20 protein-coding genes and 1 tRNA gene are annotated in these 21,896 nt (G+C 39.1%); 17 read left to right on the forward strand and 4 right to left on the reverse strand.

Annotated features, from left to right (window positions below; all coding sequences use genetic code 11):
* Positions 1-3 precede the first annotated feature (3 nt).
* The 17 genes from galU (at position 4) to PSH54_RS10610 (ending at position 17,708) form a co-directional block, all read left to right on the forward strand.
* A complete protein-coding gene (gene galU / locus PSH54_RS10530; RefSeq protein ID WP_004586244.1) occupies positions 4-882 on the forward strand; it encodes a UTP--glucose-1-phosphate uridylyltransferase GalU in 879 nt (292 codons plus the stop codon).
* 380 nt (positions 883-1,262) lie between these two features.
* Complete coding sequence (locus PSH54_RS10535) at positions 1,263-1,961, forward strand: SPOR domain-containing protein (protein WP_273606092.1); 699 nt, start codon at positions 1,263-1,265, stop codon at positions 1,959-1,961.
* 211 nt (positions 1,962-2,172) lie between these two features.
* Positions 2,173-2,751, forward strand: a complete 579-nt coding sequence (locus PSH54_RS10540; RefSeq protein ID WP_273606093.1) for an SPOR domain-containing protein — start codon at positions 2,173-2,175, stop codon at positions 2,749-2,751.
* Positions 2,752-2,910: 159 nt separating this feature from the next.
* On the forward strand, positions 2,911-3,504 hold the full coding sequence (locus PSH54_RS10545) for a FlgO family outer membrane protein (protein WP_004586247.1): 594 nt from the start codon (positions 2,911-2,913) through the stop codon (positions 3,502-3,504).
* Between the two features lie 13 nt (positions 3,505-3,517).
* A complete protein-coding gene (locus PSH54_RS10550) occupies positions 3,518-4,210 on the forward strand; it encodes a FlgO family outer membrane protein (RefSeq protein ID WP_273606094.1) in 693 nt (230 codons plus the stop codon).
* A gap of 8 nt (positions 4,211-4,218) precedes the next feature.
* The gene (locus PSH54_RS10555) at positions 4,219-4,896 is read left to right on the forward strand and encodes a FlgO family outer membrane protein (protein WP_004586249.1); all 678 of its coding nucleotides are present in this window, start codon (positions 4,219-4,221) and stop codon (positions 4,894-4,896) included.
* 101 nt (positions 4,897-4,997) lie between these two features.
* A tRNA-Arg gene (locus PSH54_RS10560) sits at positions 4,998-5,072 on the forward strand.
* A gap of 259 nt (positions 5,073-5,331) precedes the next feature.
* A complete protein-coding gene (locus tag PSH54_RS10565; RefSeq protein WP_273606095.1) occupies positions 5,332-6,570 on the forward strand; it encodes an integrase domain-containing protein in 1,239 nt (412 codons plus the stop codon).
* A 10-nt stretch (positions 6,571-6,580) separates the two neighbouring features.
* On the forward strand, positions 6,581-7,381 hold the full coding sequence (locus tag PSH54_RS10570; protein ID WP_273606096.1) for a DUF6387 family protein: 801 nt from the start codon (positions 6,581-6,583) through the stop codon (positions 7,379-7,381).
* A 124-nt stretch (positions 7,382-7,505) separates the two neighbouring features.
* Entirely contained in the window at positions 7,506-7,706 is a 201-nt protein-coding gene (locus PSH54_RS10575; protein ID WP_273606097.1) for a helix-turn-helix transcriptional regulator, read from the forward strand.
* Positions 7,706-8,086 (forward strand): hypothetical protein, encoded by a 381-nt coding sequence (locus PSH54_RS10580; RefSeq protein WP_273606098.1) that lies wholly within the window; start codon positions 7,706-7,708, stop codon positions 8,084-8,086. Before PSH54_RS10575 ends, PSH54_RS10580 begins: the two co-directional genes overlap by 1 nt.
* An 8-nt stretch (positions 8,087-8,094) precedes the next feature.
* Positions 8,095-8,979: a hypothetical protein gene (locus PSH54_RS10585; protein WP_273606099.1), complete on the forward strand. Its 885-nt coding sequence runs from the start codon at positions 8,095-8,097 to the stop codon at positions 8,977-8,979.
* A 353-nt stretch (positions 8,980-9,332) separates the two neighbouring features.
* Positions 9,333-11,789, forward strand: coding sequence for an EcoAI/FtnUII family type I restriction enzme subunit R (hsdR, locus tag PSH54_RS10590; protein WP_273606100.1), 2,457 nt, complete (start codon positions 9,333-9,335; stop codon positions 11,787-11,789).
* A gap of 118 nt (positions 11,790-11,907) precedes the next feature.
* Positions 11,908-13,380 (forward strand): N-6 DNA methylase, encoded by a 1,473-nt coding sequence (locus tag PSH54_RS10595; protein ID WP_273606101.1) that lies wholly within the window; start codon positions 11,908-11,910, stop codon positions 13,378-13,380.
* Positions 13,380-15,179, forward strand: a complete 1,800-nt coding sequence (locus PSH54_RS10600; RefSeq protein WP_273606102.1) for a restriction endonuclease subunit S — start codon at positions 13,380-13,382, stop codon at positions 15,177-15,179. The genes PSH54_RS10595 and PSH54_RS10600 overlap by 1 nt, the downstream gene beginning before the upstream one ends.
* A gap of 1 nt (position 15,180) precedes the next feature.
* Positions 15,181-16,851 carry an AAA family ATPase gene (locus tag PSH54_RS10605; protein ID WP_273606103.1) on the forward strand — a complete coding sequence of 557 codons (1,671 nt, stop codon included), beginning with the start codon at positions 15,181-15,183 and terminating at the stop codon, positions 16,849-16,851.
* Positions 16,848-17,708 (forward strand): hypothetical protein, encoded by an 861-nt coding sequence (locus PSH54_RS10610; RefSeq protein WP_273606104.1) that lies wholly within the window; start codon positions 16,848-16,850, stop codon positions 17,706-17,708. Before PSH54_RS10605 ends, PSH54_RS10610 begins: the two co-directional genes overlap by 4 nt.
* Positions 17,709-18,146: 438 nt before the next feature.
* On the opposite strand, the gene PSH54_RS10615 is transcribed toward PSH54_RS10610, so the two are convergent.
* From PSH54_RS10615 to PSH54_RS10630, 4 genes are all read right to left on the reverse strand, one after another.
* Complete coding sequence (locus tag PSH54_RS10615; protein WP_273606105.1) at positions 18,147-18,869, reverse strand: hypothetical protein; 723 nt, start codon at positions 18,867-18,869, stop codon at positions 18,147-18,149.
* A gap of 62 nt (positions 18,870-18,931) precedes the next feature.
* Positions 18,932-19,624 carry a DUF3592 domain-containing protein gene (locus PSH54_RS10620; protein WP_273606106.1) on the reverse strand — a complete coding sequence of 231 codons (693 nt, stop codon included), beginning with the start codon at positions 19,622-19,624 and terminating at the stop codon, positions 18,932-18,934.
* A 334-nt stretch (positions 19,625-19,958) separates the two neighbouring features.
* A complete protein-coding gene (locus tag PSH54_RS10625) occupies positions 19,959-20,780 on the reverse strand; it encodes a hypothetical protein (RefSeq protein ID WP_273606107.1) in 822 nt (273 codons plus the stop codon).
* A gap of 196 nt (positions 20,781-20,976) precedes the next feature.
* Positions 20,977-21,321, reverse strand: coding sequence for a hypothetical protein (locus tag PSH54_RS10630; protein ID WP_273606108.1), 345 nt, complete (start codon positions 21,319-21,321; stop codon positions 20,977-20,979).
* Positions 21,322-21,896 lie beyond the last annotated feature (575 nt).

A 21,896-nucleotide genomic window follows, 5' to 3' on the forward strand; every position in this document is an offset into this window, starting at 1 on the left:
AAGATGAAAGCAGTGATCCCTGTAGCAGGCCTTGGAACGCGTATGTTACCTGCCACAAAAGCTATCCCTAAAGAGATGCTCCCAGTGGTAGACCGCCCGCTTATTCAATATGTAGTAAATGAAGCGGTAGCAGCAGGCGTTAAAGAGATTGTACTTGTAACGCACTCAAGTAAAAACTCTATCGAAAACCATTTTGATACCAGCTTTGAACTAGAAGCCACGCTTGAAAAACGCGTAAAGCGGCAATTACTTGCCGAAGTACAGGCAATTTGCCCTAAAGATGTGACCATTATTCACGTACGCCAAGGCGAAGCCAAAGGCTTAGGCCACGCAATTAACTGTGCAGCGCCAATTATTGGCAACGAACCCTTTGTCGTTATTTTGCCAGATGTAATTGTTGATGACGTAGAGAGCGACCTTAAAAAAGACAACCTAGCAGAGATGATCGCCCGTTTTGAAGAAACTAAGCACAGCCAAATTATGGTTGAGCCAGTACCAATGGACGAAGTAGACAAATTTGGTGTTGTTGATTTAGGTGACGTAGAGCTTCACCAAGGTGAAAGCTCGCCAATTATTAACATGGTAGAAAAGCCACCAGTAGATGAAGCACCTTCAAACCTATCGGTAGTAGGGCGTTATGTATTAAGCGAAAACATCTGGCCACTGCTTGCTAAAACGCCGCAAGGGGCTGGCAACGAAATTCAACTTACAGATGCAATTGCCATGCTAATGCAGCAAGAAAAAGTAGACGCGTACGCAATGAAAGGCCGCAGCCACGATTGCGGTAGTAAAATAGGTTACTTAAAAGCAACGATAGAGTTTGCTCTGCGCCGCGACGAGTTTGCAGATGATTTAAAAACATTTATTAAATCGTTAATTTAGGTTTTATTAAATTACCCACCAAGGCGCCTGTTTAGGCGCCTTTTTTAGTGCTAAATTATTAATACCAAAATAGGTAAGGCTTTACTTAATTTTAACGCCGCCAGTAATAAAGATGGTCTACGCTTAATTATGTTCTGAATTTGACTTGCGTTATATAGCAACATAACGTAATTTATATTGTAAAGTTTATGTTAATTGGCATCAAAGTTGTATTAAAAGCCAAACTCACGGAAGGGTCATGTTAATTTTATCTAAGCAGGTAAATTAGCGTGCGGGAGCAAAAATTGCTCATTGTTTAAATTGCTAAGTTAAACGCTTTCTTGTGAGAATGTTTAACTGAAATGTAAGTGCACAGGCACTGCTTTCAGGATAACGGGTACATGCTTAAATTAAAAAAATACTATAAACACTTTTTTGTATGCCTTTTTACGCTTACGTTTGGCACGGCGTGCTCTATTACGCCTACCGCTAAACCTGCTGTTGATAATGAAATACCTAACACCACGCCCGATTACGTATCGATAACTGCACTAGAGCTTGCGCAATTAAAAGATGCCGCAATGCAATGGCAGCAAGCACGCGCCGGTATAGAGCGTATTTTAAAGCTTGAAAAAGAAATTACTTACCTGGTTAATCACATAGATATAATAAACTCTAAAGCTATTGCACAATCTAATGCAAGCCCTGCCTACAGCAGCCGTTACACTCGCACGCCTTCGCGTACAACCAGTAATAAGCCACGTCGTCAGCAAACTTACAAAGCTGCTAACAATAACCAAAAGCAAACTATAAAGCTTAATACCCCTAAACATGTATTTGCATTACAAGTTGCCTCGGTTGATTCTAAGCAGGATGTAGCCAAAGCCTGGCAAGAACTAAATACCAAAGCAGCGCCACTATTTAGAGATAAAATATTAACCAACGTAGAAACCGCAAAAATAAATAATAAAACCTTTTATCGCTTAAAGCTTGGCTCCTATAAAAACCTTAAAAATGCCAAAGCCGACTGTGAAGTATTTAAAATGTATAAGCTCGACTGCATTGTAAGTAACTACACCGATAAGCCAATTAAACTTTAATAGTGATACTAACCCGCAATAATAAATAATTATTTTACGGGGCTAATCGTGTTGCGTTCTGCGTTAATAAATCTCGTTTAGAGCAACTAAATAGCGAATTTTTTTGCCTAGCTATCAATACGTTTTACTATCCTCATAATAGATTACTTAATTAAGCTAATTGGTATAAAAGCGCAATAGGTCCTAGCACGCGTGACTTGCTAAGCATTGTTTGGCTGTTAAAATAGCGCTCACTCTTACCCAAATTAACAACATACTTATGCTGCACTACAAGGATTTTTTAGCCACATTAGTTTTAGGCTTTGCATTAGCAAACAGTGCTCACGCACTAGCAACGGCCCAAAAGCAGGCGGTGCTCATTAAAAAAGATGACTTAGCCGTACTCAAAGAGTCAGCGCAGCAGTGGCAACAAACCAAGCCTCAACTAGAAAGACTGTTAAAACTAGAAAGTGAATTACAGCGCACAGTAGATAAATTAAAACAACTTAACGTGCAGCCAAAACCACGGCAAACTAACCACTTAGCTGTTGTGAATACAAATGCGCTGTTTGCTGTGCAAGTGGGGGCGTATAAAAATAAAGCGGTACTTGAAGCGGCTATAAAGCAATTTCAATCACCCTCAAATAAGCTTGAAGTAAATACCGAGCAAGTACTGATTGACCAGCACACCTTTTATAGATTAAAGCTTGGTGCGTTTAAAACAAAAGAAGCAGCAAAGGATGCATGTAAGTCATTAATAAACAATAATACTTGCTTTGTAACCTACTACGTCAAAACGCCTCAAAGTTAATTAACCTGAACTCTGGTTAAGAGCCTTACTAGCATATTGAACTATCTTGATACTTAAATTTATTATCTCTGGCTAGAGATAGGTTTATTATCCAGAGTTTAGGTTAATTAGGCATAATAATTGCTTTATCCTCGGTATGTTTTAAAGAGGACGGCAACTATGCGCCTTTTATTGCCTTTAGTATTGTTAAATTTAACTGCTTGCAACTTGGTTCCGCCCCCAGAGCCGAGTGTGCCTACTGACGCGCCAAAAGCAGCAATGGCACCCTATACCGTTAACGAGTATGTAGCAAATCTAACCTCGCAGCTTAACCATGTAAATGGCGCTTTAAATGCCAATGCGCGCATTGGTGTGAGTAGCTTTTTTTATGCCGATGCTTTAGATACTAAGCTAGTAGCAGGGCAGGCCTCGGGTTTGAGCTTACAAATTCAAGAAAGCTTATTAACGCAATTTACCCAGCTTGGCTATCATACCGTTGAGTACCGCCTTGGCAATAACCTTATATTAGCGCAAAACGCAGACAGCATATTAAGCCGCGACTTAAGTAAATTACGCAATCGCCAAAATATTGACTTAGTCATCACCGGCACTGTAACGCGCCAACAGCATGCTTACATAGTTAATGCACGACTAGTTAATATTGAAAACAAGCAAGTATTGTCGGCAGGCAGCACAGAGATCCCTATAAATGTAATGTGGGGAAACGAAAAAATTCAGCAGCGTGACGGCTCTTTGTACCGCAGCGAATATTAATCAGGAGCACACCATGAGAAACCTATTAATTACCCTATGTTTGCCATTAGGCTTTGGCTGTTCGCAAATGTTAAATTCGCTACATTCAGAGCTGGAGCAGGTTGAGCAAGATAATGCAGCCCAGCTTGTTTCAGAGCAACGTGCGGTAAAAGCACCTGCACCAAATGAAGCGTTATTTCAGTCTAATTTAAACAAGCAAAGTAACTACACCAAAAGTGCCCCTGCAAAACGCAAAAATATAAACCATTATGTGCGCGGTATAATGCAAGACATGGTCGAAAACCTGCAATACGTAAACGACAAAACGCCACTTGCCGTTTCTAGCTTTGTATTTTTAGATGATGACTACAGCGATGGAAGCCTGTTAGGTAACCAAATAGCCGAAAGCTTTATGCACGAGCTGCATAGTTTTGGAGTACCGGTTATCGATTTTAAAACCACCGATTATATGCGAGTAACCCCCGCAGGCGACTTTGTATTTAGCCGCGATTACCTAGAGCTAAACCAAGATCAAAACTTTAATTACGTATTAGCAGGAACTCTTGTGAGCCACCAAGGTGGCGTACTGGTAAATGCACGAATAGTGGGCATTAAAAGTAAAGCGGTAGTGGGCAGTGCGCAAGGGTTTATCCCTCAATCAGTGGTTGATGCGCTAAACAGTAGCTATCGCACCGACGGAATTATGCTTAAACAAGCCAGCGAGTGAGGTTGACCATGTTTTACAAACTATCTGCTATAGCGGGGCTAACGGCAACGTTAGCATTAACTGGCTGTTCAATAACGCAAAATAATGAGCATAACGAAAGCATAAACACGCGCTCAGATTACACCGTGGTAACGCAAAGTAGCCAACCCACGCCTATGTATGCCAACCAATCTGTGCAGCAGCAAAGTGAGTACGACACAGCAAGGCAGTTTACACCGCTTAAACACCACAAAACGCTGGCAAACTATGTAGAGCAAATGGCGCTGGATTTAGTCGATACACTTGAAGCCGAAGCGCCCGATAACAACAGCATCAACATAGCGGTTACCACCATTGTAGATTTAGACGCATCGCTTAATAAAAGTAATCAGTTGGGTAATCAATTAGCAGAGACGTTTATTCATCAGTTGCAAAAATTTGGCTACGGCGTGGTAGATTTTAAAACCATGGACAACATTGATGTATCAAACAGAGGCGACTTCGTGTTATCTCGCGATATAGAAAAGCTAAGCGAAAGCAGCATGGCTAACTATGTATTAGCAGGTACGTTAATTTACCGCCCAAATGGCGTAGCAGTAAATACCCGCGTTATAAATGTTCACAGCAAACATATTGTAGCAAGCAGCCGTAAACTAATACCGCTGTACGTGTTAAACAAAGAAGATATATATTTATCAAGCAATTAAGTTAATTATAGCTTGATATGAAAAACAAGATGCCGTTATAATTTTTGTAAGCTGTAAGCTGTAAGCTGTAAGCTGTAAGCTGTAAGCTGTAAGCTCGATGCGGCCTCTTAGTTAAATGGATATAACGGCCCCCTCCTAAGGGGCAGTTGCAGGTTCGATTCCTGCAGGGGCTACCAATTACTTGTTTCATTGTAATTCATCGCAATTCAAAAAAACTATCAAGTTCCATTTTTAAAGGCTTCCAGGCTTCCATCTTGTTTCAAGGGGTATCGCCACGGCTCATTTTTTTAGTTACACTGGATGTTACACCGAACCAATGATGACTTGTTGGTGTAATATAAATATGTAACCAGATGAAATTTAAAGAAAGAAAAGAAATTTTAGGTTTTTCTTACTTTTTAAGCGCTGGTTGCCCGTTCGACAGTGGAGCGTTAAATGCCTAAATTAGTTACCCCATTAAATGATACGCAAATCAAAAAAGCTAAACCAAAAGATAAAGAATATCTTATGGCTGATGGCAAAGGTCTTGCTCTACGAGTTAAGCCCAATGGATCAAAAATGTGGTTATTTACTTACTCTAAACCTTACACCAAAAAAAGAGCCCAAATTAGTTTTGGTATGTACCCGGATGTAACCTTATCTGATGCCCGCACAAGCAGAGCTGAGGCCAGAGCTTTATTGGCAAAGGACATTGATCCCAAAGAGCATAAAGAGGCATTTGCAAACGATAAAGCTGCTGAAGCTAAAAATACATTTGAAGCAGTTGTTAGAGAGTGGATAGCCCTTAAAGAGCCAAAAGTAAGCGCGCGGTATGCTTTTAATTTGCGTCGAGGCTTTGAGCTTCACCTGTTTCCTGCTTTAGGTAAGATACCTGTAAGCAAGTTATCAGCACAGCTTACTATTGAAACCCTAAAGCCATTAGCGGCTGCTAATAAGTTAGATATTCTAGGCCGCATATGTCGTCGGGTTAATGAGGTCATGGAGTTTGCTATCAACACTGGCCGAGTGCAATCTAATAACCTAAGTGGTATTAGTAAAGCGTTTGGTACAGCTACTCATAAAAGTATGGCATGTGTTAAACCAGAGGAAATACCAAAGCTTATTAGTATTGTAAATAATGCCAATATCAAGTTAATGACCCGATGTTTATTTGAGTGGCAGCTACATACAATGGTTCGTCCTGGTGAAGCTGTCGGTACTGCGTGGCATGAAATAGATTTTGAAAATAAACAGTGGAATATACCAGCTAAGCGTATGAAAAAGCGCAAAGCTCATTCAGTGCCACTAACTCCCCAGGCTATAGCTTTACTTGAATATTTAAAACCAATAAGTGGGCATCGAGAGTTTGTTTTTCCAGCAGATAAAGACCCTAGAAAGCACCTTAGCCGAGAAACACTAGGCGCGGCTCTAAGGCGTATGGGTCTAAAGGGCAGACAAACAGCTCACGGTTTAAGAGCATTAGCAAGTACAACACTTAATGAACTTGGCTTTGACGCAGATGTAATTGAAGCGGCACTGGCCCATGTAGATAAAAACAAAGTACGAGCTGCTTATAACCGAACCGACTATCTAGAACGTAGGCGAAAAATGATGTGCTGGTGGTCTGAACATATTGAAGAAGCCAGCAGGGGAAATTATTCTGTTACTGGTAATCAGCACTTAAAGGTAATTTAAGGAGATGGTTTTGAAGCGAATAAAGTCAAGGAAAGATATACCTTGGTTCGATATCAACAATTATGATTATATTAGAAATATAGATGATATTGCTCTATTAGAAGAAGTAATTATGCGAACTTGCATATACGAACATGCGGCTGAAGAGCGAATCGATAAATCTCTAGATTCATTTATATGGAGTGAGATATTGAATGGCCAACCAGATACCGAGCAATCATTTAACAACGAACCTTTGGATCGCAAAGTATCTCAGCGCTCAGAATTAAAACCGCAACAACTCAAAGTACTTAGCTCAAATGAAGCTGTTAACCCTGTTCCTTGTGCTATGTTGGATCACTACCATTCAAGACTTAAAGAAAAAGAAAATCAGCAAAAGTTATTAGCTAAGGATAATGAGCAAGAAATAATTAAATTTAGTTATTCAGATTTTATGGGTGACTCTTCTATTATCTGTAATATTGGTTTAGATAATTATACCGATGATGAAATATTAATGGCGCTCAAACACCACCTGCCTTTGTGGAGGAAAGATTTAAATATTTCTGAACCTAAGAAACGCTTTATTAAGCCTGCTGAAATTGAAAAAATAAGAGATTACAGAATAATACCATTTTTAGATCTGATGATTTGGGAGAGGGATATGGATGTTACTATCTTAAAGAGTGTTATGGCCACTTGTGTTTTTCCTGATGGTGAGATTGGTGAAGTAGACTTAGCAAACAGAAATGGCAAGGTTAATAACCTCTTAGATATAATTTTGAGTGAAGACTTCTCAGTGCAAAAATCTACAAGAAATTTTGATTATTAATTTTATAGGGTATTTTAATAATTCCATTTTTTAGTTAAAAAAAATATTTTTATTTCACTCTCGTTCATTTTTTTCTGAATCTCTAACATTCGCCTTGAACTAAAACGAAACAAGGCGAATCTCCATGAACAACAAAATTTTACGTTTTCAAGAAGTAACAGACCTTACCGGTTTGAGTCGTTCAACTATTTGGCGCAAAGAGCGACTAGGTTTATTTCCAAAAAGAAAACAGCTAGGTCTAAACTCAGTGGGTTGGCTTGAAAGTGATATTCAACGCTGGGTCGAGAAACTACCATGTAGCAACATCTACAAAGGGGCAGCCTAATGTGTGCTGTAAGCGGTAGTAACGCCGCAAGCCCTGCTCCTAAAAAGCCGCAGTCTAAAACAGAGCGAGCTAACTTATACATTCTTGCTCATCCTGAAGGCGCGACAGAATTAGATATTTTACGTAATGCTGGTTTATCAAGTGGCAGAAACTATTTTACAGATCTTGAGCGTGAGTATAATTTTACTTTTGCACGCGAAAAGATACCAAATTCAGATGGTATCGGTGGTCATTTAAAATATAGTTTTAGCTCATTAGATATTGCTGAAACCATCATAAAAGCTATAAATAAAAGCCGCATTCATCGTAAATTAGCTGAGTTCACATCAGAGCAAACCACTGAACTTTTAAAGCCAATTAAGCACCTCCTGGGAAGCTAGGAGGTTATATGGTTAAGCTTAATGACTTAATTAACCGTGGTGATGTAATTAGTATTACTAACGGTGAATTAAATATTACTCCAAAAAGTGGAAAGCCGGTTCCTAGTGACTGGCTCCACATCTATCAAAACACTTTACTAAGCCAGCTAAGCTGTGTGATCGCACAGCCTATATACCAATTTAGACAGTTTAAAGTTGGACGGTATTTGAGTAAATACGATGGCCTAACAATGAGCTTTACTGATTTGAGTTTTCACGAAGATTACTACACAATTTTTAACGTATCATTGGATCGTAAAAAAAAGTCAGGGCGCTTAAATGGAAAACTTTTTAATCCACCAGCACAAGGAGCTTTACTCAAATTCTGGAGTTGCTCAAACTTACCAAAACCAAGAAGGCCAAGTGAACTTTATAAAAAAATAAATATTATGAAAAACTACCTGTGGCAAGCTGAAATAAGAAAAGGTAATAAACTGGACTCTAAGACACTTTGCTTAGCAAACATAACATATCAGCAAATTATTAAGGCGGTTAATCGTGGCGTTTTAGCGACAGGCGAAGGGCAAAGCGGTGGCGCTAGTGCGGCACTTAGCCGTGGCAATATAGAAGGGCATGTTTATGGGGCATTAAACAGTGGCAGCGAAAATGCTAATAGCCACATATACCAAGGCATAGAAAATGGTGAGACTACGAGTATTAGTAACTACGGATATTGTGAATCACGGACATTAAATAATACGGAGTCTGATAGCCACGGTATAAGTAAACAAGGTAGTGCGGTAAAAGGTAATGCTATAGCCCCTTCTACAGAGCAAGAAGAGGGAAGATATTTAAAACGAAAACCACAAGAGCAAACTGTAGCCGAGTGGCTAGATGATTACGATAATGCTTAGCAGTTGTAGTAAACTTAAATATTGCAAAAATATCACTCGTTTACCTGTTCTAAAAACGCTTTTTATAAACGGAACAACGCGGAACAAATGGCGGAACAATTATATTTTCAAGTGCATGATAAAATTATATTTTATTATTTTATCGGAACATAAAAAGCGCTAAATAAACGATTTGTCCGCTTCGCTATTTTGTATAGAAGTTACAATTTTATTTTTTAATATCTCATAATTTAGTTTACCTTTTATTTTTGCTTATTAACTATATTTTATATAGCATCACTAAATAGCATGAAACGCGTTGAATCAACGAGTTGTGTGCACTCATAGCGCAGTATTTAGGGATGGTTTAAGTTATGGATAAAAGAAAGCTCAGCGAAACCGATATAATCAGTAAGTTTATTCTACCCGCAGTTAAAACCGCAGGATGGGACGACATAACTCAAATACGCCAAGAGGTTAAACTACGTGACGGTAAAGTAATCGTACGTGGGCAACTTGGTGTACGTAAAACGGTTAAATCGGCTGACATAGTGCTTTACCATAAACCCAGTATGCCGCTTGCTGTCATTGAAGCTAAAGCAAATAAGCATGAAGTAGGCAAAGGCCTACAACAAGGCTTAGATTACGCCAGGCTGCTTGATGTACCGTTTATATTTGCTTCTAATGGCGATGGCTTTATTTTCCACGATAAAACCAAGCTCGGTACGCCAGATGCGCATAACCCCGAATCCGAAATCCGCTTAGAGGACTTCCCATCACCTCAAGAGCTTTGGGCTAAATATTGTGCCTACAAGGGCTATACAGAATCGCAACTTCCTATAATAAACCAAGCCTATTATGATGATGGTAGTGGCAAACATCCACGTTACTATCAGCTCCAAGCCATTAATAAAACAGTAGAGGCTATATCGTCAGGTAAAGACCGCGTACTCCTTGTTATGGCAACAGGAACCGGTAAAACCTATACCGCGTTTCAAATCATTTGGCGCTTATGGAAATCACGCGCTAAAAAACGCATATTATTTTTAGCCGACCGCAATATATTGGTAGATCAAACGCGTATTAACGACTTTCAGCCGTTTGGTACTTCAATGACCAAAATTACCGGTAGAACAATCGACCCCGCTTACGAAATACACCTAGCACTATACCAAGCGTTAACAGGGCCAGAAGAATCCCAAAAGGCGTTTAGGCAAGTAGAGCCAGACTTTTTTGACCTCATTATTATTGACGAGTGTCACCGAGGAAGCGCAAGTGAAGATAGCGCATGGCGCGAAATACTCAATTATTTTGAAGGGGCTGCTCAAGTAGGCTTAACCGCAACACCCAAAGAAACCGAAGAAGCATCAAACACCGATTACTTTGGCGACCCCGCTTATACTTACTCACTAAAAGAAGGTATTGAAGATGGCTTTTTAGCACCATACAAAGTGGTACGTGTCGACCTTGATTTAGACCTACAAGGCTGGCGACCAACAAAAGGGCAGGTTGATAACAACGGTGAAGTAATACAAGACCGCATATACAACCAAAAAGACTTTGACCGCACAATGGTGATTGACGAGCGTACACAACTAGTGGCCGAAACCATTACCAACTATTTAAAACGTACAGACCCTATGGCTAAAACCATCGTGTTTTGTAACGACATAGATCACGCCGAGCGTATGCGCCGCGCTCTTGCCAACTTAAACCCAGAGCAAATGGCAAAAAACGATAAATACGTGATGAAGATCACCGGCGATGACGAATTAGGTAAAGGTCAGCTCGATAACTTTATAAACCCTAAACGCCCATACCCAGTTATTGCTACCACCTCAGAGCTTATGACCACAGGGGTAGACGCTAAAACCTGTAAGCTAGTAGTGCTTGATCAAAACATACAATCAATGACCAAGTTTAAACAAATCATTGGCCGTGGTACCCGTATTGATGACCGCTACGGCAAGCTGTGGTTTACCATACTCGACTTTAAAAAAGCCACCGAGTTATTTGCCGATGAACGCTTTGATGGCACCCCCGAAAAAGTAATTAAAGTAACGCCAACCGACATTGAAAACGAAGACGTAGATATTGAGTCACAAGACGATACAACTGCCGAAGAGCAGCCTGATAGCGTATTCGATGATCAATCAACCGGTGATGAAAGCGATGCCAACAACGACACCATTAACGACCCTAAAGGTGATGGAACGCTTGATGGCGAATGGGACGATGAAACTAACAAAATGGTTAAGTACCGCGTATCAGGTGTTACCGTTAATAAAGTGGCAGAGCGAGTACAGTATTACGATACCGACGGTAAACTGGTTACCGAGTCATTTATAGATTACACCCGTAAAACCATGAGCAAGCATTACAGTTCATTGGGTGACTTTGTAAAACGCTGGAATGAATCAGACCGTAAACAAGCCGTAATAGATGAACTTGCCGAAGAAGGCATTATTTGGTCAGCGCTTGAAGAAGAAGTCGGCAAAGACATGGACCCATTTGATATGATCTGCCATGTAGTTTACGACCAACCTCCACTAACCCGTAAAGAGCGCGCAGATAACGTACAAAAGCGTAACTATTTCACTAAATATTCGGGAACCGCGCACACCGTACTCGAGAACCTTTTGTTAAAATACGCCGATGTAGGCGTGCAAGAAATCGAATCTATGCAAGCGCTTAAAGTAGCGCCGTTTAACGAAATTGGCAGCCTAAGTGAAATAGTAAAAAAAGGCTTTGGTGGCAAACCACAATATGAGCAAGCACTTAAAGAGCTCGAGGCCGAAATTTATCAAATGCCAGCGCCTAAAACAGCCTAAATTTATGTTTGCTGTCGCTATGTATTAGCCACAGCAAAGCATTAAACCATTTAAATTAAACAGCTTTCATACTCGCTTTTAGCCGCTGTTTATAAAAATAATCAAACAAGAGAATACTATGTCTATCAGTTCAGCTATTAAGTCTATTCAAGATATTATGCGTAAAGACGCCGGCGTCGATGGCGACGCACAACGCCTTGGTCAAATGTCGTGGTTACTATTTTTAAAAGTATTCGACGCACAAGAGGAAGAACTAGAGCTTGAATTAGACGATTACCGTGAGCCAATCCCCGAGCAATTTTTATGGCGCAATTGGGCGGCCGACAACGAAGGCATAACGGGCGATGAGCTGTTAGAGTTTGTAAACGACAAGCTATTCCCTGAGCTTAAAAACCTAACCGCACCTATAGATAAAAACCCGCGCGGCTATGTAGTAACCCAGGCCTTTAGCGATGCCTTTAACTACATGAAAAACGGCACACTACTGCGCCAGGTTATTAACAAACTAAACGAAATAGACTTTACCGACTCAAAAGAGCGCCACTTATTTGGCGACCTGTACGAGCAAATATTAAAAGACTTACAAAGCGCAGGTAACGCGGGCGAATTTTATACCCCGCGCGCCATTACTAAATTTATAGTGGCGGTAACCGACCCAAAACTAGGCGAGTCTATTATGGACCCAGCCTGTGGTACTGGTGGCTTTTTAGCGTGCGCGTTCGACCATGTAAAAGCTAACTATGTAAAATCGGGCGACGATCACCAAATATTGCAAAAGCAAATACACGGCGTAGAAAAAAAACAACTCCCGCACTTACTGTGTACTACCAATATGATGCTTCACGGCATTGAAGTACCGGTACAAGTTAAACACGGCAATACACTAAATAAACCGCTTTCAAGCTGGGACGACCAAGTAGATGTCATCATCACCAACCCACCATTTGGCGGCACCGAAGAAGACGGCATAGAAAAAAACTTCCCAAGCGACATGCAAACTCGCGAAACAGCCGATTTGTTCTTACAGCTTATTATAGAAGTGCTCAACACTAAAGGTCGCGCTGCGGTTGTATTGCCAGACGGCACTTTGTTTGGTGAAGGCGTAAAAACCAAAATTAAAAAACTATTGGTAGAGGAATGTAACTTACATACCATAATACGCTTACCCAATGGCGTGTTTAACCCGTACACCGGTATTAAAACCAACGTACTATTCTTTACCAAAGGCACACCAACAAAAGACGTGTGGTTTTACGAGCACCCTTACCCCGCTGGTGTTAAAAACTACAACAAAACCAAGCCAATGAAGTTTGAAGAATTTAAAACGGAGCTCGAATGGTGGGGCAATGAGGCCGATGGCTTTGCCAGCCGTACAGAGACCGAACAAGCGTGGAAAGTATCAATCGACGATATTATTGCTCGTAATTACAACCTCGATATTAAAAACCCGCACGTAGGCGAGATGATCAGTCACGACCCACAAGAGCTATTAGCCGACTACTCAAAGCAGCAAGCCGAGATACAAGCACTGCGTGACCAGCTTAAAGGCATATTATCAGCGGCGCTGTCTAAAGATGTTGAGGGCAAGTAATGGCTGAGACTAAAACACCAAACACAAACGCAGAGCAGTTAATAACTGAACACCTTGATATTTGGACAACCGCCATTGAGCAAAAATCGTCATCAGGTCGCGGCTCATCAAAAAAGTTTTCACTTCACGGTATTAAAAAACTGCGTGAGCTTATTTTAGAGCTCGCAGTACGTGGCAAGTTAGTGCCGCAAGATCCAAGTGATGAACCAGCCTCAGTGTTGCTAGAGCGTATAGCCGCTGAAAAAGCGCAGTTGATTAAAGATAAAAAAATCAAACTCCCAAAAGCATTGCCGGAAATTAGTGAGGATGAAAAACCGTTTGAATTGCCTGATAGCTGGGAGTTTGCTCGTTTCAATGATTTAGGAGAGTGGGGAGCGGGTTCAACGCCAAGGCGGGGAAACATTGAGTATTATAATGGAAGTATACCTTGGTTTAAGTCTGGAGAATTGAATTCGGATTACATAAGTGAATCAGAGGAACATATATCAGAGCTTGCACTAAAAGAAACCTCAGTTCGATATAATAATATTGGTGATGTACTTGTAGCAATGTATGGAGCTACGATTGGAAAAACCTCTATTCTTTCAGTTAGAGCTACAACGAACCAAGCCGTCTGTGCTTGTACTCCATTTAATGGCTTTAAAAATACTTTTTTATTAATGTTATTGAAAGCATCTAAACCTCGTTTAATTGGAATGGGGGCAGGTGGTGCCCAACCAAATATATCAAGAGAAAAAATAATAAACACAGTTATTGCTTTACCACCAACTTTAGAACAGCATCGCATAGTTGCTAAAGTCGATGAGCTAATGAGCTTATGTGATGCGCTTGAAGCACAAACTGAAAACAGTATTACGGCACATCAAACATTAGTTGAAGTGCTGTTAGAGGCTTTGCTTAAAGCACCAGAGCAAACCGCAACACCCGAACAAGCCACAGCACAGTTCCAACAAAACTGGCAACGTTTAAGCGAGCACTTCGACACGCTATTCAGCACCACCGCCAGTATCGACACGCTAAAACAAACCATTTTACAACTAGCTGTAATGGGTAAACTCGTCCCACAAAACCCAAACGACGAACCCGCCGCCAAACTCCTAGAGCTCATAGCAGCAGAAAAAGCTCAACTGATTAAAGACAAAAAAATCAAAAAACAAAAGCCACAGCCTGAAATCACCGACGAAGAAAAACCGTTTGAGTTGCCCGAAGGTTGGGAGTGGGTTAGATTTGCTTCTATATCAAATGAAGTTGCAACGGGTCCGTTTGGGTCAATGATTCATAAACGTGATTATATTGAAAATGGGGTTCCACTGATTAATCCCTCACATATGATAAATTCCAAAATAAAAGAAGATCTTGCGATTACAGTAAATAAAGATAAAGCCAATGAGCTTAGGTCATATAAGCTTTTTGAAAATGATATTGTTATGGCAAGACGAGGCGAAATGGGCCGCTGTGCTCTTGTCACTAAGCGTGAGGAGGGTTGGCTTTGTGGAACTGGTAGCTTTGTCCTGAGGTTTAATCGTATTCTATCAAGAGAATATATACTTTTAATGTTTAAGACTAATTATGTCCGTGGATATCTAGGGGGGGAGTCAATCGGCACCACTATGACAAATTTGAATCATGGTATTTTGAACAAAATGCCATTGTTGTTACCTCCACTAGAAGAACAGCACCGCATCGTCGCTAAAGTCGATGAATTAATTGCACTTTGCGACCAACTTCAAGCTCGTTTAACCGACGCACAAACCACTAAATTTCACCTCACCGACGCCATAGTCGAACAGGCATCATAAGATGGAATCTAACTCATATAACGTTACTCTGTTACCTAATAACGAGAACTTACCAAACCCTTTAGCAGGAATGATCTTAATACAACAATCAAGTAGCTGGAATGACTTTGGGTATTTGATAAATGCTAAATATAAAGCTCAGTCTAAAGAGAGTGCTGTACCAATTGAAGGCGATTTACTTATTGGGTTTATTCCAAAAGTGAAAACTGAGTCTGAGTTAAACGCCTTAGATAACGAACAATATGAGCGATTAGGCAGTATTGATAAAGCTTTAATGTATAAATCAAATAATGGTCAGTTTGATTTTTTCACCCACTTTCCGAATATGCAAGAATATCGCAAAGTTATAAAAGAATTGGGGGTAGAAGAAGCTCAACGTTTCCTATATTCATTGAATAATATAGTGTTTCTTGGGCAAGATAAGTCAATCGAAGCGCAGTATAAATATAAAAAAATAACGCAGTTAGCGGTTTTTAGAAGAGCTTTTATGAGAAATTCGGAATCTTTCTTTGCTTTCCATAACGCTGAAACCCTTTTGGCTGGAGTAGAGTTTGAAAATTTCTCAGCGATAAGCAATCAATTTGACCTTCAATTTCAATTAGATGGTTTTGAAAATGAGCATAAAATTAAATTCCGTTTTGGAGTTGATTCAAACCGAATTATTCCACATAGAATTAATGTTTTAATAGGTAAAAATGGACTAGGTAAAAGTTTAACGCTTAACAAGCTATGTCGAGCTATTTTACAACGAGAAGAGCCAAGTTCAACAAAGCTTAAAGACATTAATCATGATGAAGCCAAATTAATGTTGAATCGTCTGATTGCACTTGTAAGCCCTGGTGAAGCTAGTACAACTTTTCCTGGTGAATATGCGAACAATCAGAAAACTTATTATCGTAAAATTAACTTAAATAATAATGTTCCTGCGAAAGAAAGAAACTATATAGGACCACTGCTTGCTCAGCTATCAAGAAGTGAAGACTTGATTAGAGATGAGTATAGAATTGATATATTCAAGAGAGCAATATCAAAAGTTATTGATGTAGGCTCATTGTATATTAAAGCTGATGAAGAGCAATATCACGCACTAGAAAGGCTTGGAATAACAAGTGGCTTTTATGAGCAAGGCTTAAAAACTAATGAAATCATCCAAACAAGTAAGCAGGTATTAATTAAAATAAATGATAGTTACTTTCCATTGAGTAGCGGTCAATTAACATTTTTCCAGTTTGCCCTACAGTGTTGCTTATATATTGAAAATGGAACTCTTATAGTTTTAGATGAGCCTGAAACACATATGCACCCTAACTTTATGGGTGAGTTTATTGAATTGCTAGATTATATTTTAGAGCATACTGGTTCTTATGCTGTTATAGCCACACACTCACCCTATTTTGTTCGAGAAGTTGGGCGTGAGCAGGTCCATATTTTTTCAGCTAATAGTGAAGGCGTTATTAATATATCCACGCCTAGGTTAAGAACTTTTGGTGCTGATATAGAATCCATTTCACAATTCGTTTTTGATGAGGACATTGAAAACCGTTTAACCGATAAAATTTTTGAAAAAGTTAAGCATAAAAGCTTTGAAGATGTTGAGAGTGAATTAGGAAATGAGTTATCACTAGGCGTTTTGATGGATTTAAAGGCTAGGTTTGAGGAACTTGAACATTGAAAAAGCTGACTCCAGTGAGAGTGAGGGATCTAAGTCATTTAGATAAGCTAGCAGAGAATGATAAGCTACACCTAACATCATACCCAGAGCTGAGTAGGCAGAAGGAGTTAGTTGTTCAGGCTTATAAAGACTATGACAATAATTGTGGAAATCCTTGGTTAATCACAAGCCCTATAATTTGTGAAAAGTTAAAAGCAGGACTACTTTCTCATTATTCATACCCGCCAGGCTCTATAGATTATTTTGAAAAAATTACTAATTCATCGCCTGATGTATGCCCTATGTGTGGTGGGTTTAAGCCGTTTACAAGGGATCATCTTTTACCAAAAGCCGATTATCAGGCTTGGTCTATTTTTTCCAAAAATTTAGTGCCCGCTTGTGACTGTAATTTAAAGCGAGGCTCCGCTTTAAAAGGTGACGAAGCTACTCAGGCAAGAGTTTTGCATCCATACTATGATCAATTTCTATCTGATAGACTACTGAGTTGCAAGATAACACCCCGTAATAACTTTAAATTTTTTGATTTGAAGTTGATATTTATAAGCCCTGAACATCCTGAAATAGCATCAATCAAATTTCACACTCATAACATTGTTATTAAATCTGGTATTGAAAAGTGGCTTAAAGGACAGCTAGTAAAATTAAAGATAAAACCATCCAATGTCATACAAACACTACCAAAGCGAAAGCAAGTTACGAAAGTAGATGTTATTGAGGCTCTTGAAGATTGTTTAGAGAGGTATGATGAACAAACAGGTACATGTAATAACTGGAATTCAATACTTTGCCACGGACTACTTAACTCTGAAGGTATGTTGAGTTGGCTTGTGGAAAAGCACAATAATAATATTGTTTGAAATTCAAACAATGCCTGTAAGGCTGGTTGAGGGTGTTCAAGCTCGTCCCTTGGTGCGCTTTTTATAAACTACAGCGCCTACTTATTCGCACGCCCTCTTTTTCGGCATTCATTTTAGCAACACTATGCTATTGTATAACATTGATCTAAGTGAGGTTGATTATAAATGTATCGCCATATACAGAAGCCTCTACGAGCTTTTTACCTGCCGTGAGTTTTGTAAATTCGCTGCTACCTTGATTCATTTTAATAGTCAGCAAGTTTTTACATATAGATTTACACATAAGGTCTAAGCCTAGATTGTTTCATAGTAAATCTAGGCATAAGCGCAATCAGTTTTATGGTAACTTGGTAGTGGATTCTCAGTTGAAAAGCGAGGCTTACTTTTTCTACTTGTACTTCGTTAGTAACTTTGTAAAGGAAACAACTCGGAGCAGTTTTACTTGTTATTCCAAGGTAGCTCATTCTTGCTGATAAAATTATCAAGGAATCGAACACCAATATGCTCCATAGGAAGTAAAACTAAGTCCTCCAGATTAATTATATCAACAAGGTTACTTTTTAAAGTTGGTACATCATCAAATTGAACTGAGCCAATTAATATAAGTGTTCTGTTACGCCTTCTGGCCTCAGCAATAATTTTCTTAATAGTATGCACATGCTGCTCATTGATATCATAAATTACTAGAGGTTGAACATTGGTTGCTTTCAGGGCTTTAAATACATATGGAAGCGTAAGATTCTCAACACTAAGAATATGGCTGTACAAAGGTGAACTTAGTCGTTCAAGTGTTCGCAACCACACACAAGGTAACATTAAGTTTTCTTGGCTAAAACAGATGACTTGGTCGCACTTATACTGCCAAGGGACTGGAGACATAGCTTTAACTAATGGATCTTGTATAATTCTACGAAAAGCTTTATCGTGCCGCTTTGGTACAGAGCGACTTCTGAGATAAACATTAAAACTATGGGGGCATGAACCTGAGATCTTATTGCTATAAAATCCAGAGTTAGTAGATTTGCCGCGGAAATCAAACCCATTAGGGTTTTGATCTTGAAATAAATAAGGAACACCGTTTTTGCCTTCATGAATACCGAAACATGGTATTTGTGGTTTGTCCTCATTGATTATTGACGCTGAAGCTATTATTTTATCCATAAGCTTAATCCTATTTTTTAGTCAATATTATTTAGATCTATTCGTATTAATGAGCGCACTCATTAGTTAATTTCTTTTTTTGGCTTATAAGTGAACAAATATACAAATATAAATATTGTGGCAGAGAAAGTGGCTGAGGTGAGAATAAGGCTACTGTATGAGCTTTTGTGATCACCAAAAATTATAAAAATGACAAATGAAGCCAGACAGATTAATAGCGAGCTGTTTAAAGGTTTTTTTAGCCTTTCACGAGAGTTATTAATTTCAATTTGCTCTAGCCTTACTTCTGCTTGCGTGGGCTGTGGCTTACATGGGGGTGAAAGGAATTGTCTTGTTAAAGCTAGTATCTCCAAAGGTAAAAATACAACTAAAATTAGTCCGATAATCAAGCCAACCACACCATGTTCTTGCTTTAAGTATTCAAATATAGAAAGCTTATTTCTGCCAATTACAAAGTTAGTGGGGTTGGTGGTGCTATAAACGATGTATAGCTGGGTGCCAACCTTTACTTCTTCACCGAAGTCTATTAGCCCTTTGTGTCCATTAAAAGCTATGAGGTGGTCATAGTGCCTATTAGTACGGCCTTTGCGTCCGCTTGATTCACTGTATTGATATGCTATTACTTTAGCTGTGGTTACTTTCCCGTTTTGTGATAGGTCATAACCTTTTAGAATACTGACTGATGAGTACCAGATGACTAGTATCAGAAAGGATAAGTAGGCGGTTATTTTTAATATTAATTTTATTCGTTCCATGAATAATTGTACCTTTTACGAGTTCTAGCTTAATAATTTCACCACTAATTAGCATTGTAAATAAAAATAGTTGTGTTGTGACAAAATTTTTTAGTTACACCATAAGTTACACTGTTATGTTTTTGTTTTTTACAAATGTTTTTTAATCAATTGCTTGTGGTATTAATTTGGTGGTTGCAGGGGCTACCAACCAAAAACCTAATGCAATATTAGTAACTCTTTTGTGCCTGCGTAGGTCGGATAAGCGAAGCGCCATCCGACACAGTAAAATACCTTACCAATTATTATCAATATTTTATGTTGCCGAGTGGCTGGGTAGTGCCAATAACAGCCATTAGTTAGTCTGATAGTAAAAACTGCTATCAGAAACTTTTTGAACAATATCGAATTCCAAACCTATATGGCTATAATCACCAGAAGTTGGAATAGTTGATTTATGGTTAATTACGATTCCCCAATGGTTATCGCTTATACCTCCAAAGATTATGTTGAGACTCTCTTCGTTTACTCTCGTGATTGCAGCAACATTATACTTAGCCATCACCTCTCTCAGAGCCTTAGTAACTTCAGATAATGCCAACATTTTGGGAGCTTCTTCAGGCTTGGATAACCTATAGTCACCTGACGGGATAAATCCTGCTTGTTTGGATGGGTAGTAGGTAATAAGCTGCGTTGGACTATAAAACGTGTTATTTATGCGAAAAACATGTGGTGCCGTTTGCTGGACAATATAAAGACTTGTATTTTGTCTCAACATTTCAACTTCACTCTTTGAATCCACTAAAAACTGCTTTATCAGCTCAATTCGCTCTTTTTTACATTTTTGCTCCTTGCATATTGAGATGCTTGGCAAATTAGAAAGTTGCTTCTTATTAATATTCAGGAACCTACTTCCTAATACCCCAAAATTAAAATTTGCAAAGGCTTGCTTGTCATTATTATTTACGAAATTCGTTGGGCGAACATCCAACAGACTAAATGGAAAGAATGAAGGAAGGTATGCTAGCTGTTTATCCGTTTGAGGAAGCATCTTGTCCGCATGTTTAAGCAGCTCTCTGTACTCGCTATCAATGTCTTCGTTGAAATAGGATGGCATATTTCCATAAGCAGACGTCGCAATGATTAAACTGCAACACAATAAAAAAGTTCTCATCATTTGTTATTTCAAATCCCTATAAAATAAAGAGTCATTATAATGGTATAGCATAATATTATTTAACAATGAAGATTAGCTCAATGTCCGTAATTCGCTCTTTGTCGAAGTTCGGCCCAGTGCCATTTCCGGACGTTCGTAACAACTCGTTAGAAGCCAACTGTTTTTGTCCTTTTAAACGACTTCTTAGCAGTTGACTTTACCTAGGTTCGCCTGCCTTTATTAACGTGTACCGCTCATCTGTCCATGAGAATTCCGATAGAGCAAGAAAAACAGCATTGTACTTTTTTAATTTTTCAACAGATTCTAATGAAAAACAGCCTCCAACAACTATTAAAGTATCTTGGCTCGGCTCTCCAAACTTTTTTAATGCTTTTTCTGTAAGGTTACTTTTTATCACATCTTTTCTATCATGTGGAAAAGTAATCAAAGTACATTTTTCAGAAAACTGAGATTCACAAGCTGCCGCTAAGCTCTTGTAGTCAGTTGGTACACGATCTTTAATAATATGTGCTTCAATGCTTCTAATTATGCGAAATTTCATATCGACTGCTAACGCCCGCATAAACTGCGGAACATGTTGGACGCTTTTTTGCGTCATTTTCTTTTAAGCAAAAAATCGGACAATGTGGGACGTCAGATTTAATGCGCTTGTTAAACTTATAATCGGGTTTGCTCATCTTTCGCTGTTAGTTTCTCAGAATGCTTGATGATTTCTGTGGGAAGTCCAGTTGTGTAGTACAAAAGCCTAACAAACAGAAATCCACATACTTTGCCTAATTTGACAGTAACGTATTAGACCATCAGATCTAACACGTTTCTGTCCAACAACGAGTTTACCCGATCGTCCGCTTATAGCTCAAAGCCGCCCTTAAAAAAACTAAGATACCAATAACTACTGAGTAGAAGTGTTAGTAAAACAGTAATTCTTATAACTACGTATAAAAAAGCGAGTAAATATAAATCTACTCGCTTTAAAATTTTGACAGCTTACAGCTTACAGCTTACAGCTTACAGCTTACAGCTTACAGCTTACAGCTTACAGCTTACAGCTTACAGCTTACAGCTTACAGCTTACAGCTTACAGCTTACAGCTTACAGCTTACAGCTTACAGCTTA

Source organism: Pseudoalteromonas sp. Angola-30 (assembly GCF_028599215.1).
Taxonomy (GTDB): domain Bacteria; phylum Pseudomonadota; class Gammaproteobacteria; order Enterobacterales; family Alteromonadaceae; genus Pseudoalteromonas; species Pseudoalteromonas atlantica.